The following is a 13,762-nucleotide window of genomic DNA, read 5'->3' on the forward strand; positions in this document are numbered from 1 at the left end:
CCCTACTGCCTGTTAACAGTTAAAGATCCAATAAAGCATCTTCTTGACCAGTCAGGATGACACAATCAGAGCGAGGAAAAGCTCTACAAGTCAAGATGAAACCGGCATTCATTTCATGGGGTTTTAAGAAATGATGGTCTTGTTCGACTTTACCTTGTACGACTCGGGCGGTACAAGTCACACAAGCACCAGCACGGCAGGCAACCGGTAACTCAATTCCTTGCCGTTCAGCCGCATCGAGAATATATTCCTTATCAGAAACGCTAATGGTAGTATTGAGTTTTTGGGCTTCATTAACGAGTTTAACTTTGTAATTCATGGCTTAATTAATTTATTGATTGTTAACTTTAAATGTTTCCACAGAAGCTTGTAGTTGATGAGCAATTTTTACGGTCTCTTGTAAAGAATTAGAAACCTGTTCTGAGGACTCAGAAGTGCTTTCAGATACTTTAGCAATTTCTTCCATCAATTTTGTCACCATTTCTGAAGTTTTGGCTTGAGAAACGGTTGCCTCAGAGATAGTTTGTACTAATTCGTCAATTCTCAATGATTCATTAACAATGGTTTCTAAACTTTGTTTGGCTTGTTCGACTTTGCTTGTGCCTTCCACTACTTGAGATGTGCCTAATTCCATTGCTTCTACTACTTCAAGGGTATCTTTTTGAATGGTTGAGACGATTTGTTCTATTTCTTTGGTCGCCATGGCCGACTGAGCCGCTAATTGTCCCACTTCTTCAGCAACCACCGCAAAGCCTCGCCCTTCTTCTCCGGCTCTTGCCGCTTCGATGGAAGCATTCACGGCTAATAAATTGGTCTTGAGGGCAATCTCATTAATTAAAGAAATTACCTTAGCAATTTGTTGAGAAGCTTCGCCTAATCGCTTGACTTTTTTCGCTGTTTCTGATACAGTCGAGCGGAGTTTGAGAATGGTATCTACCGTCTGATCCATCGCGATTTCGCCACTATGGGCACTTGAAGAGGCTTGCCGAGCGAACTGTGCAGCAGATTGGGCATTAAGGGCGACTTTTTGAATTGATGTAGCCATTTCTTCAACAAAATCAAGCATTCGCTGAATTTTCTTAGCTTGTTTGCGAGATTGATCGGAGAGTTCTTGAATCGCGGTTTCATCATTTCCTAAAGCTAAGTTCACCTGAGTAGTGGTTTGCTTAACTTGAGTGACTAAATCTCGTAAGTTTTCGATAATAGCATTAAAAAAGTCTGCTACAATGCCAATTTGTCCGGCGGAAATTTCAGCCCGTACCGTCAAATCTCCTTCGGATACGGTTTCGATATCACTGAGCAATTGTAGCAATTCTAGTTGAATCGCTTCTTTTTGTTGACGCTCTTGTTCAGCAAATTCGACTTGTTTATTCATTTCAGCTTGAGCGGCTAATTGTTCTTTGAGTGATTCTTCTTGCTCGTTGATGAGAGTTTGAATCTGACTAGCCATCAAGTTAATATTGGAGCCTAAAACGGCGATTTCATCCTCACCGGCAATGGGCAAGCGAGTATCCAACTCTCCTTGACCAATTTTTTGAACCGCCGTAGCGGCTTGTTGAATGGGACGAATGACTCGGTTAACCAGGAGGGTTGCCACATAGCCTACAATGACAGCCGTAAAGCCCGTGCCGATGAGGATAATCATTAAAAGTTTCCGCACCGAAGCTAAAGCGACTCCCTCATCTGTTGCCAAAACATAACTCCAATTGAGGGAGGGAAATCCTCCTAATTTGCTATTATGGGCAAGAACCACCACCTGTTTTTCATTGGTTTTCGTATTTTTAAGAATTTTATAGCCAATATCACCTTTTGCAGTTTGCAACTGTTTGATTCCAGGAAAAAGAGTGTCTGCTCCTACCGGTTTATATTGAGCATTGGCATTAGTTCCTGCTTGGCCATTGGAGAGACTTTCAACAGTATAAATTCGTTCAGGTCCAAGAAACACTTGCCCTGATGAATCAATGAGATAATATTGGCTATCTTGAAAGTTTGTTGTTTTAATAATATCCTCTAAGTTTTTAATGGGAATTCGAGCGCGAATATAACCCACTGGTTTACCCGTAACTGAATCTTTAATCACAGAGGCGGTATAGACGCACAATATTGGATGTTTATGGACGGACATTATAGGTTGACTAATAACCGGACCATTAGCTTTAATTGCCGCTTGAATATAAGGTCTACTCAAGTGATTTTTGAGGAGTTCTCCGGGTGTTTGTGCAATAAGATCTCCTTTAAGATCAAAAACGGCAATACTTTCATAAACTTTATAAGTTTTTTGAAAGAGGATAAGAGCCTCGGTTTTGGCTTGAAGGTCAGTAGAAGCCCGCCGCTCTGGATCAGTAAAAATATCTAAACCAGCCATAACCTGAATATCGCCAAAACGTTCTCGCATGAAGAGGTTAACTGTCCCTTGAAAAAGGCTAACTCTAGCTTGTTTTTCTGTGACGATTTTCTCAGTGATTGATTGACTGGCGAAAAAATAAGCAATACCTCCAGTAGCGAGTACCGGTAAGGTACTAATAATAATAGCCACAAGAGTAGCGCGATTTTTAATACTACGTTTAGTAAATTTTTGAAAGGGATTTTGAGAATTTAACGTTAATGGTTCCGGTTCAGGGAATAACTTTTGAACAGGCTGTGTTGATTCATTATTGGGATTGTCTGGAATCGATTCAGACTTAAATGTTCTCATAACAGTAGTATTGGTTCAGCTAAGATATTCATATAATTCCCCAAAAAAAGCTAAAACTAACAGGGTGTTAGTAGCAAATTTTGTTCAAATCTCTAATTAAATAACTAGCAAAAATGCCCGCATTTTTATTGCGTGTTGGCTCAGGAGCGAGAAAAAAAATTCAACCTATTCTATTTATCAGTTAAATTTGATTAATTTATAAACCCTTATAAAACAGAAATTTAGCCATTGAAAACGGGGGAATTTAAGATAGCCGAAGGTTCTAAAACCAATAAAATTCCTTCTTGAGGATGTATGACGCATCCTCTTAAATAGGGAGTGATTCCGAATGGAACTGTACTTAGGGGAGATTGAATCGCATCAAGGGAGATGCGGAATACTCCTTGAACTTGCTGCACCACTAAACCCAAAGAAACATTGCCGACTCTGACAATCGCGATGTAGTATTCTTGAATGTCCAGGTTAAGGTAGTTCAACTCTAACAGTCGAGACAGATCAATAATCCAAAACACTCGATTTCGTTGGTTTAGTAAGCCAACGACACAATCAGGCATATTAGGAATAGGAGTGATGCGTTCTTTCGGGACAACTAACACCTCTTGCATCTGTTTCATCGGAAGCAGCACTTGAGTATCTGTGGTCAGTTGTAGCCTAAGATAGGCTTGTAGATGTTGTCGTTGCTCAAATTTAGTTGTCAAGGGACTCTTAACAGTGGTCATAGATTTTTGGCAAAAGAGAGTTATTAACCGGCAACTGATTTAACGGCTCGAATGAGTTCTTCTGGGGTAAACGGTTTAGTAACATATACATCTATGCCTTGTTTCATTCCCCAAAGGCGATCAAGGTCTTGCGTTTTTGAAGTACAAGCGATCACGGGTAATTTTTGAGTTTGGGGATTTTTTTTGATACTACGACATAGTTCAAAGCCGTTCATATTGGGCATAACGACATCAGTGACGATCACATCGGGTTTTTGAGCGAGGGTTTTTTCGATCGCTTCTTTGCCATCGTTAGCAGTAATCACTGTGTAGCCTGCCTTTCGCAGATACAGACTGATTAATTCTTGTTCTGAAAGGGTGTCTTCAACCACTAAAACAGTCGTCATCATAGTACGTTAATAGGGTGAATGTCGAGAGAATACTCTCAACGGTTGTAGGGGCATCACTAAGAGTCCCCAGTTCTAGCACATCTTATCAGGATAGATTCATCCTTAGCTAAAATAAGGGTTAAAAAAGGCAAGATGATCATCTTTCTTATTCAACCCTCAGATGTCTTCAAGAGTATGCTCAGTCATAACATTCCCTATTAAGGCTATAAAACTAACAACGGTGTTAAAATTTTCTCAAACTCAGGTTAAAGGGTTAACAGCAAAAATACTTATGGTTTCAGTCTGTTTAAATCTCTTAACATCTTCAAAGATAGCTTAAGACAGTCTCAAAGGCTAAAATTCAGTTGCCGACAGGATTTTTTGAGGGCTTTTTGCCTTAATTGCTTATTGACTGGAGGTTATTCCTTTTTCTTTAAGCTGTCGGATAAAAAATTCTTCAAGAGAGGCGCGGGCTAAGTTTAAACTAATTAATTGAGCGTCCATACTCTCTAAGGCTAGTACAAACTGCTTGGGATCTCCTTGGAGTTGACCATGCCAGTATTCATTTTCCCAGGTTAAGCCGCTAATCCACTCATGTAATTTTTCTTCTTCTCCTCCCTTAAGCACCACTTGATAAACATCTGCTCGTCCGAGGATGTCCTCGAGAGAACCCATACAAATGATTTCTCCTCGGGCTAAAATGGCGATGCGATCACATATTTGTTCGACATCAGAGAGGATATGGGAATTAAAAAAGATGGTTTTTCCCTGTTTTTGTAGGGAAAGGATTATTTCTCGCACTTGGTAACGTCCCATCGGATCAAGTCCAGACATGGGTTCATCGAGAAATACTAATTCTGGGTCATTAATTAGTGCTTGCGCCATGCCAATTCTTTGTTGCATTCCTTTGGAATATTGCCGCATTTGCTTTTTTTTGGCGGCAGACTGGGCTAATCCTACTAACTCTAACAGTTGGGGAATGCGTTTTTTTTGTACCGAGCGGGGAATTTCGAACACATTGGCGATCAATTCCAAAAATTCCCAACCGGTAAGAAAGTCATAATAATAAGCGTTTTCTGGTAAATAACCTATTCGTTTTTTGACTGAAATATCTCCGATGGGCCGTCCTAATAATACCGCTCTGCCACTGGTAGGACGAACGATCCCTAAAAGGGTTTTTAAAAGGGTTGTTTTTCCGGCTCCATTGGGCCCGAGTAACCCAAAGGTTTCTCCTTGATAGACACTCAAGTCACATCCTTTAAGAGATTCTATCAATTGATTGAGCCAGAAACCGGTACGATAGACTTTTCTCAAGTGCCAAGTTTGTACCACTGGCGTTCGTCCAGTTTCTTGAGGTGGCGTTGAAAAATCTCTAACAGCATCCATTGATCCTTATTTAGCCGCTTGTGACGATACCTTTTCTTATTTTTATTGTAATGCGGCAGCTAACGGTCGTCTAATTCTCAAAAAAAAAATTCCCCACTGAGTAAGCTACTCGTGGGTTTTTCGGGTTTGTTTCTTAAAACCCATCAAAATTCTTATTCAACGGTAATGGTTCCTACCATACCAGCGCCTCGGTGGGGTTCACAATAGTAAGTATAAGTCCCAGGTTGGTCAAAGGTGGTTGTAAAAGACTCTCCAGGGGCAAAAACTAAAGCTTTGTGAGAAATTTTCGTGGCTGATACGTCACCAGGTACTTTAGCTGAATCGAAAACTGCATTATGAGGAGACAGTTTATTGTTGACCCATTTAACGGTATCACCGGCCTTGATGGTTAACTTTTCTGGCTGGAATTTGAGTGCCCCGTTATCTGATCCCATTTTAACGGTGTAGGTTTCTGCTAATGCAGGAGTGACGGTTACGAAGAAGCAAGCGATCACTAAAATTACTGTTGAAAGCAAGACACCAAGTTTTTTTGACATTTTGTTAGTCCTATAATCTATCTAACTGCACAAACGGGTTTATCCTGTATGGTAGCAGGACTTAAGACAATAGCTTTTTGTTTGCCCAATTTCTTATCCTACTACATAAGTTTGACAGTTTGTCTTTTGACAGAAAGATTATTTTGTTGTAAACGAAATTTATTAATTTTTGTAACAGCCGAGCCAGGATTTGTAACTTCTTATACAGTTTATACAGTCACTCCGAGGAGCCAGAGAGAGGCATCTATTTTTGTATAGCTTAGTGTGACAGCTTAAGGCTTTATGCCAAAAATTACAGATAATAAAGAAATTTTCCGTCAAATAATGCTTTAATTGGCAAGAAAAGAGAGTTTTACTCTCTCATACACTCTCCCGCGCCAAAAAAGGGAATAATGTCTAGATTGGCAAAAGAGATTGAGGGATGAGAGATGACAATTTATTGACAAGAATCAAACGACCCGGGGCATAAATGCCGAAGCTGACAAGTTATAATTGATAAAATTATTGGGAGACAATTTCTAATGGAACGAAAAAAAATCATTGCCATTATAACCGGAGCGATTTCGATATTAATAGCAGTAGCTTACCTAATTTTAGTATTTTTACTCGATTCTCGAGGAGAAATGTTACCGGCTCCTATTACTGATCAATTATCAGTGATTATTCAACAGTTAACCGTAATTCTTTATTAGTGATTAATAATTGACCAATGACTAATGACTAATGACTAATGACTAAAAAATGATACCGTTACAACTGACGTTAAAAAATTTTCTCAGCTATCGGGAAGCCTCACTAGATTTTCGGGGACTACATACCGCTTGTGTGTGCGGCGCAAATGGTGCTGGTAAATCCTCTTTACTAGAGGGGATTACTTGGGCAATTTGGGGAGAAAGTCGGGCGAATACTGAAGATGATGTCATCCATACAGGGGCGGAAAATGTGCGGGTGGACTTTGAATTTATTTGTAATAATCAACAGTATCGAATTATCCGCACTCGCCAACGGGGAAAAGGAGGTTCTCTAGATTTTCAAATCGCCAGTAGTAATGGATTTAGAAGTTTAAATGCCAAAGGATTAAGATCGACACAAGACTTAATTACTAGCTCTTTAAAATTAGACTATGATACTTTTGTGAATTCGGCTTATTTACGTCAAGGTCGAGCGGATGAATTTATGCAGCGCCGCCCCAATGAACGTAAACAAATTTTAGCGGATTTGTTGAAGTTAGAACAGTATGAAGAATTAGCCAATCAAGCTAAAGATCTCTCAAAACTGTACAAAGGTCAAATGCAACAGTTAGAAGAGAGTCAAGATAGACTAAAAGAAAAACTGCAACAAAAAGAGACGCTCATCACGCAAAAAAAAGGGGTAGTTCAAGAGATTGAACTCCTACAAAAAGCCCAAACTCAAGCTCAAGAAAGGCTTAAACAGCTTCAAGCTGTGCAACATCAACGCCAAAATTGGCAACAACAATTAAGTTGGCAAAAGAATCAATATGAGAACATTGGTCAAGAAAGTAAACGCTTAAAAATAGAGCAATCTGAAGTAGAAAATAAACTCGCTGAATTGAAAAAAAATCTTAGCCAAGAAGAAGAGATTAATTTAAAATATCAACAGTTTATGAGCTTACAACAGAAAGAAGAAAGTCTCTCGGCTAAATTTCCCACTTACCAAAATTTACAACAACAAAAACAAAAGCTAGAACAAGAGATTTTCAAGCATACAAATGAATTAAAATTACAACTTCAAAAAAACATCAGCCGCTTAGAAAATCTGCAACAACAAGAACAAGAAGTACAGCAAATAGTGAGTAACTCAGCCGAAGTGGAAACGGCTTTAGAAAAATTACAAGAATGTCGTCAACGTCTGAGTGAATTAGATCAACTTCAACATCAAGTCGCCCCACTTTTACAAAGACGTTACACCCTAACCCGAGAAATTGAAGGGAGAAAAGCGCGTTTAACAGCCAAACTAGAACAATTACAAGAAGAACAAGTTAAGTTATTTATAGAAATAGATAAAGTTCCCGAAGTTCGACAAGAAGTCCTGACGGTAGATAGCCAAATTCAAGAATTAGAAAAAAAACAAGTTTATCAACAACGAGTTAAAGAAAAAGGCACAGAAAGAAAAGCTCGTAAAAAACAATTAGAAGACAGTCAAGTTATTATTGAAAAACAAATCCAAGACTTAGCTAAAAAACTCGATTTATTGGTGATTCCTGAAGCGACTTGTCCGCTATGTGAACAGGAACTAGATGAACATCATCGTGATCATGTGATTGCTAAAACCCAAACTCAACAACGGGAGATGCAAGAGCAAATTTGGCAAATAAAAGAATCTATTGCCGTTTGTGAGCGTGAATTACAGTGTTTAAGAAGTGAATATTCTCAGTTAACTGAAGAATTAATTGCTTATTCTTCTTTGCAACAGTATTTTGGGCAACTAGAAGCCCAATTAGAAGCAAGCGGAGATATCAAAATTAAGTTAACAAAAATTCGTTCAGAAATCCTAGAAATTGAAGCGGCTTTATCGAGTGGTGATTATGCTCCTGAAGGTCAAAATGAATTAAAATATCTTGAAGAAGAGTTAAAAAATCTGAATTATGAAGAACAAACTCATGCTATAGTTAGAGCCGAAGAAAAACGTTGGCGTTGGGCAGAGATTAAACAAGCTAAACTCGAAGAAGCTAACCGTCGTCAAGTTAAAATCAATGAGGAAAAGCCAAATTTATTAGAAAGAATTTATTTTTTAGAAACAGAATTAGAAGAGTTACAAAAAAGTTCGGATATCCAGAAACAAATAGAAGCAGTAGAACAATCTTTAGAAGAGTTGAGTTATGATGCTATTGTCCATCAAAATTTAAGAGCGACTATCCGTCAGGAACAAAAAGCGCAATTTCACTATCAACAATTACAAGAGGCTAAACAACAATATCCCCAATGGCAAGAAAAGCTTAAGGCAGTAGAACAAAGATTAAAGTTTCAACAGGATAATGCAGCCACAATTCAACAGCAAATTGATCAGACACTCATGCAGATAGAAAGTCTTGAGGATTATGCAGAAGTGATTGAAGAATTAGAGCTAACGATTCAAAATAATCGAGAAAAACTTGATGATTTATTAGCAAAAAAAGGGAGCTTTGAGCAATCTTTACAGCAAATTGAAAGTCTTAAACAAGAATATATTGATAATCAGCAACAGCTAAAAGAGTATAAGAAACAATGTAGAGTTTATAAAGAATTAGCTCAAGCTTTTGGGAAAAATGGAATTCAAGCCTTAATGATAGAAAATGTTTTACCTCAATTAGAGGCGGAAACTAATCAAATTTTATCTCGCTTGACGGGGAATCAATTACATGTTCAATTTTTGACTCAAAAATCTAGTAAAACGAATCGCCAAAAAGCGGCGGCTAAGTTAATTGATACTCTCGATATTGTAATTGCGGATGCGAGGGGAACTCGTTCTTATGAAACTTATTCGGGAGGTGAGGCTTTTCGGATTAATTTTTCGATTCGTTTAGCTTTGGCAAAATTATTAGCCCAAAGAGCGGGGACTTCTTTACAAATGTTAATAGTAGATGAAGGGTTTGGCACTCAGGATGTAGAGGGGTGTGATCGTTTAATAGCGGCTATTAATACTATTGCTTCTGAGTTTGCTTGTATTTTGACTGTTACTCATATGCCGCAATTTAAAGAGGCGTTTCAACATCGGATCGAAGTTCGCAAAACTAATGAGGGTTCTCAATTGATTTTGTCTCATTAGTTGGGGTTTAAAGAGACGCTTTGAATATTTATCCCGACGAGGCCGAAAGAGCCTATTAAAGATTTATATTATATATTATATAGTTTAATGAGCCTGGATATCCTGCCGCATTCCAAACTATATCAAAGGTCTGTTTCATAAGTTCATACAAATCAAGATCATAATCTTCGATCATAACTTCAGGTAAGACTAAATAATCGTCAGTAATTGGATGACAAACGCGGAGCGCAGGCTCAAATATTTAATATTAATTATTAACAAAAACTCTAGCCCGCGTAGGCGGGCTTTGCCCGTGTAGCTGCACCCTTCAGGGTGGCAGTATCTCCAAAAATGAATCGGCCCTGTCCTTATCAAGGAGGGTTGGGAAATCCGATCACTTAGCTTTTTTTCAAAAGACGATTCAAAGTTTCTTTGCCTTTACTATCAAAAACCTGAACCCGAATAAAATTCGGATCACTAGGTCGCCAAGCCACTTGATAAGTAGTATCTCCATTAACCCAAGTATAGACCCGACGTTGAGCATCTCCTCCAACTTTTGCTCCTCTTAAAGATAAATTATTGCCATTTTGTTTATTCTTGCCTTCATAAGATAAAACATTATTAGAATAGTTTATAGTCACCGACCAGACTGAATCCTCAAAAGTCCCCGAGGGATAACTCGTTTGTGCAACCATCGAAGGAGTATCGCTAACCGTTGCGATAGCCGGTACAGCTAAACCGATGAGTGTAGCGAGAGTAACCCCTTTGAAATTCATACTTATCACCTCAACAAATCAATTACTCTCAATTTAACTTAAGTTTTTTGTAATGTGGATTACATTTTGCTAAGGAGGTTTAATGTATATACTTTAACTATTCGATAACCTCACTGTAATAATAAAATATTAGGTGTTAGATCTTTACATTAAAGCTTACAACCTAACACCTAGTATATATTTTTTTTGTTTCCCCAGAGGGGATCAATAAAATCAATCTTCAGATCGCGACAAATATTAGTCTTGATGGGTTACGGAGGCTTTTTATTAAAGTTATCCCCGCCCAACCCACCGGACAAGGGGTTAAATGAACTGCCTTACATCAGAAACTTTTCCATTAACCGCCGCCGCCACTACCATCGCTGGACTCATCAATAAAGTGCGACCGGTTGATGACCCCTGACGGCCTTTAAAATTACGGTTAGAAGAAGAAGCACTAATTTGATCGCCAACTAACTTATCAGGGTTCATGGCTAAACACATGGAACAGCCGGCTTCTCGCCATTCAAACCCGGCTTGGGTAAAAATTTTATCGAGTCCTTCGGCTTCTGCTTGTTGTTTAACCCTTTCCGATCCGGGAACGACAAATGCTTTAACCCCTGATGCTACCTGTCTTCCTTGGGCAAATTTAGCCGCTTCTCGTAGATCGCTGATGCGTCCATTGGTACAACTACCAATAAAACAGACATCGACAGGAGTCCCCATAATAGGCGATCCGGGTTTGAGTTGCATATATTCATAAGCTTCTTGAGCAATAAAGCGATCGCCTTCTGGTAAACTTTCAGGAGTAGGAACCACTTCAGTCACGCCTATTCCTTGACCGGGGGTAATACCCCAAGTAACAGTCGGTTCGATCTCACCGGCATCAAACACCACGACATCATCATATTGGGCATTCGCATCACTGCGGATACTCTTCCACCATTCGACGGCCTTATCCCAGTCTTGGCCTTTGGGAGAAAAGTCTCTGCCTTTGAGGTATTCAAAAGTCACCTCATCAGGGTTAATATAGCCGCATCTAGCGCCGCCTTCGATGGCCATATTACAAACGGTCATTCGTTCTTCCATCGACATGGCCTCAAAGGTAGTGCCGGCATATTCATAAGCGTAACCTACGCCGCCTTTTACCCCTAATTTGCGGATGATGTGCAGGACGACATCTTTGGCATAGACTCCGGGGGGTAAGGTTCCGTTAACTTCAATTTTACGGACTTTGAGTTTAGAGAGGGCTAGGGTTTGGGTAGCGAGGACATCTCGCACTTGGGAGGTTCCTATGCCAAAAGCGATGGCCCCAAAAGCGCCATGAGTGGAGGTATGAGAGTCACCGCAAGCAATGGTCATTCCGGGTTGAGTTAGTCCTTGTTCGGGGGCGATCACATGAACAATACCCTGATTTCCTGAGCCGATATTATAAAAAGGGATATTATTATCTTTAGCATTAGTTTCAATAGCCCGCATCATTTCTTCAGCGAGGTCGTCTACAAAGGGACGGTGTTGGTTCTCGGTGGGTACAATATGATCCACTGTGGCGACGGTGCGATCGGGGAATAATACCTTCAGTTTTCTGTCCCGTAGCATAGCAAAAGCTTGTGGACTGGTAACTTCATGAATGAGGTGAAGTCCTATAAATAGTTGGGTTTGTCCCGATGGTAAGATGCGGACGGTATGTAAGTCCCAAACTTTGTCAAACAGTGTTCCTGTACTCATGTAACGCGGCTTCTAGTAATTAAGCTATATCCATATACTTTTCATCTTAGCTGTTTCGGGGCTGAGATATTGGTTATTTATTTATTCTTTCCATTGCTTGATCGTAAGCTGGATCATGTTCTCCAATACTGATAATTTCCACTCGTCTAGGGGTTGGTTTGTCATAAACCCGATAAACTAACCGATAAGCTATGGTGTTAAACTCGATCTCTAAAGCCCGATAGCCTTTTAATTTTCCTTTAAGTTCGTGAGTATCAAATAAATTCCCCCCTGTCAGAGGATGAGTTTTTAGTGCAGGTTCAATTAAATCATAATAATCTTGTTGTAATTCAGGTGGAAGTTGAGGAATATCCTCAGTTTCCACTTGTGGATGTTTGTGTAGCTGATATCTTACTTTTGTACCCACGTTGTTTAAACTTTTCTTTGAGTGCGTCGAGGTCTATTTCTTGTCCCACCTCATCAACGACGATCCATTCATCATCAGCAGTGAGGAACTCGCATTCTCCCCCAATCTTGTGGGCAATGCGTTTTAAAGCTTTTGCTTGGGCCGAGTTAGATTTTAATTTAGCTGTTACTCCTTGTGCTACTTCTAAATTTTCTGATTTTTTATTGATTTCTTCTTCCTGCATCAGTTGAGAGGTAAACTCTATAATTTCGAGTCTCTCTAGGTTTGACATTTGTTTAAGGGCTTCTAAAATGTCTTGTTTGGTCATGGCCTAAGTATTGCTTGTTAAGGCGAGTGCTATTTATGTCCACTTTTACTACTATGTTTCTACTTGAGTATAGCTTATCTTAGAACCTGGAGCTATTTTATCCTCTAAGACTCTTATAGCTAAAGCTTGCACTTTTGCCAGTGCTTCTTGGTCTATTTCAATGGTATAGTTCATTGTTGCATCTAACTAATGTGAGTTTTGATTACTTCTTGAATTTTATCCTATGACTGATGATAATTTTCTGTTTTATCCGGCTTCGGTTGAGGTCAATGCTGGCATGATTGGAATTAGCCGCTCATCTTGGGTATCGCTCAATCCTCATGATTTTACGGATGAAGAAAGTTTCAAACAAAAGGCTTTAGAAATCATGAAAGAAAATCGCTTTGATATTTTGCCCATTGATGAAGGTAATAATTTTATTGTTAAAGAGTATTTTCAGAAGCTTGACCATTGGCAAGATATAGCCCGCCAGAAAATTTATCATAAAGATACTGTTACCGCTCAAACTCATATTCTGGATGTTCTTGAAAAAATGGTGATCAATAAACGAAATTTTGTTTTTTTAATTCATCAAAATAAGGTATCAGGATTAATTTCTAAAGTTCATTTTAATTCTCGCAGTGTAAAAGTTTATATTTATTCGCTTTTGTCAGAGTTTGAGACTCGTCTAGCCAGATTAATTAGAAAAACCATAGACCAAAAAGTGATTTTAGAATTTTTAGAGAATTGTACTAATTTAGAAGATGAAAATTGTAGAAGATTAAAAGAAGCTAAAATAAGATATTTAGCCGACCGAGAAAAAGATTATGAGAATAACATCACTGAATATATGTATTTATCGGATTTTTTAAAAATCGCTAAAACTTATGAGCTTTATAAATATCTTAACTATGATAGTAAAAAACAGTTTGAAAAGCTTAACTCGCTCAATGATTTAAGAAATCGAATTATGCACCCTGAACGGGCATTAATTAGTCCGGAACATCCTTTAGAAAAATTATGGGAAAGATTAGATAAGTTACAAGAGGTTTTATTTCAAATTCGACAACTGAAATTTTAGTAGAAAAGTTGGGCATCAGTTAAAATCTTGCTGTAGAAATTATCGCCAACCCTTAGCT

At 38.8% G+C, this 13,762-nt stretch carries 14 protein-coding genes; 3 read left to right on the forward strand and 11 right to left on the reverse strand.

Going from position 1 to position 13,762, the window contains the following annotated elements; translation table 11 throughout:
* Positions 1-19: 19 nt before the first annotated feature.
* From CYAN7822_RS05530 to petE, 6 genes are all read right to left on the reverse strand, one after another.
* Positions 20-319, reverse strand: coding sequence for a 2Fe-2S iron-sulfur cluster-binding protein (locus CYAN7822_RS05530; RefSeq protein ID WP_013321249.1), 300 nt, complete (start codon positions 317-319; stop codon positions 20-22).
* A 12-nt stretch (positions 320-331) separates the two neighbouring features.
* The gene (locus CYAN7822_RS05535) at positions 332-2,695 is read right to left on the reverse strand and encodes a methyl-accepting chemotaxis protein (RefSeq protein WP_013321250.1); all 2,364 of its coding nucleotides are present in this window, start codon (positions 2,693-2,695) and stop codon (positions 332-334) included.
* A 221-nt stretch (positions 2,696-2,916) separates the two neighbouring features.
* Positions 2,917-3,414 (reverse strand): chemotaxis protein CheW, encoded by a 498-nt coding sequence (locus CYAN7822_RS05540; protein ID WP_013321251.1) that lies wholly within the window; start codon positions 3,412-3,414, stop codon positions 2,917-2,919.
* A gap of 23 nt (positions 3,415-3,437) precedes the next feature.
* Complete coding sequence (locus CYAN7822_RS05545; protein WP_013321252.1) at positions 3,438-3,803, reverse strand: response regulator; 366 nt, start codon at positions 3,801-3,803, stop codon at positions 3,438-3,440.
* 384 nt (positions 3,804-4,187) lie between these two features.
* Complete coding sequence (locus CYAN7822_RS05550; protein WP_013321253.1) at positions 4,188-5,168, reverse strand: ABC transporter ATP-binding protein; 981 nt, start codon at positions 5,166-5,168, stop codon at positions 4,188-4,190.
* A 152-nt stretch (positions 5,169-5,320) separates the two neighbouring features.
* Positions 5,321-5,704: a plastocyanin gene (petE, locus tag CYAN7822_RS05555; RefSeq protein WP_013321254.1), complete on the reverse strand. Its 384-nt coding sequence runs from the start codon at positions 5,702-5,704 to the stop codon at positions 5,321-5,323.
* 521 nt (positions 5,705-6,225) lie between these two features.
* Here petE and CYAN7822_RS38590 point away from each other — a divergent pair.
* Both CYAN7822_RS38590 and sbcC read left to right on the forward strand, forming a co-directional pair.
* Positions 6,226-6,396, forward strand: a complete 171-nt coding sequence (locus CYAN7822_RS38590; protein WP_013321255.1) for a hypothetical protein — start codon at positions 6,226-6,228, stop codon at positions 6,394-6,396.
* A gap of 49 nt (positions 6,397-6,445) precedes the next feature.
* On the forward strand, positions 6,446-9,469 hold the full coding sequence (gene sbcC / locus CYAN7822_RS05560) for an exonuclease subunit SbcC (protein WP_013321256.1): 3,024 nt from the start codon (positions 6,446-6,448) through the stop codon (positions 9,467-9,469).
* A gap of 377 nt (positions 9,470-9,846) precedes the next feature.
* Here sbcC and CYAN7822_RS05565 read toward each other — a convergent pair whose 3' ends face one another.
* The 5 genes from CYAN7822_RS05565 to CYAN7822_RS40140 form a co-directional block, all read right to left on the reverse strand.
* Complete coding sequence (locus CYAN7822_RS05565) at positions 9,847-10,224, reverse strand: hypothetical protein (RefSeq protein WP_013321258.1); 378 nt, start codon at positions 10,222-10,224, stop codon at positions 9,847-9,849.
* A 303-nt stretch (positions 10,225-10,527) separates the two neighbouring features.
* The gene (gene leuC / locus CYAN7822_RS05570; RefSeq protein WP_013321259.1) at positions 10,528-11,931 is read right to left on the reverse strand and encodes a 3-isopropylmalate dehydratase large subunit; all 1,404 of its coding nucleotides are present in this window, start codon (positions 11,929-11,931) and stop codon (positions 10,528-10,530) included.
* Between the two features lie 73 nt (positions 11,932-12,004).
* Positions 12,005-12,337: a type II toxin-antitoxin system mRNA interferase toxin, RelE/StbE family gene (locus CYAN7822_RS05575; RefSeq protein ID WP_013321260.1), complete on the reverse strand. Its 333-nt coding sequence runs from the start codon at positions 12,335-12,337 to the stop codon at positions 12,005-12,007.
* Positions 12,285-12,644 carry a hypothetical protein gene (locus CYAN7822_RS05580; RefSeq protein WP_013321261.1) on the reverse strand — a complete coding sequence of 120 codons (360 nt, stop codon included), beginning with the start codon at positions 12,642-12,644 and terminating at the stop codon, positions 12,285-12,287. The genes CYAN7822_RS05575 and CYAN7822_RS05580 overlap by 53 nt, the downstream gene beginning before the upstream one ends.
* Positions 12,645-12,695: 51 nt before the next feature.
* Positions 12,696-12,818 (reverse strand): hypothetical protein, encoded by a 123-nt coding sequence (locus tag CYAN7822_RS40140; protein WP_013321262.1) that lies wholly within the window; start codon positions 12,816-12,818, stop codon positions 12,696-12,698.
* A gap of 49 nt (positions 12,819-12,867) precedes the next feature.
* Here CYAN7822_RS40140 and CYAN7822_RS05585 point away from each other — a divergent pair, with 49 nt between their 5' ends.
* Positions 12,868-13,704, forward strand: coding sequence for a CBS domain-containing protein (locus CYAN7822_RS05585; protein ID WP_013321263.1), 837 nt, complete (start codon positions 12,868-12,870; stop codon positions 13,702-13,704).
* The last annotated feature ends 58 nt before the right edge of the window (positions 13,705-13,762 follow it).

The sequence above is a fragment of the Gloeothece verrucosa PCC 7822 genome, from assembly GCF_000147335.1.
Classification (GTDB): Bacteria; Cyanobacteriota; Cyanobacteriia; order Cyanobacteriales; family Microcystaceae; genus Gloeothece; species Gloeothece verrucosa.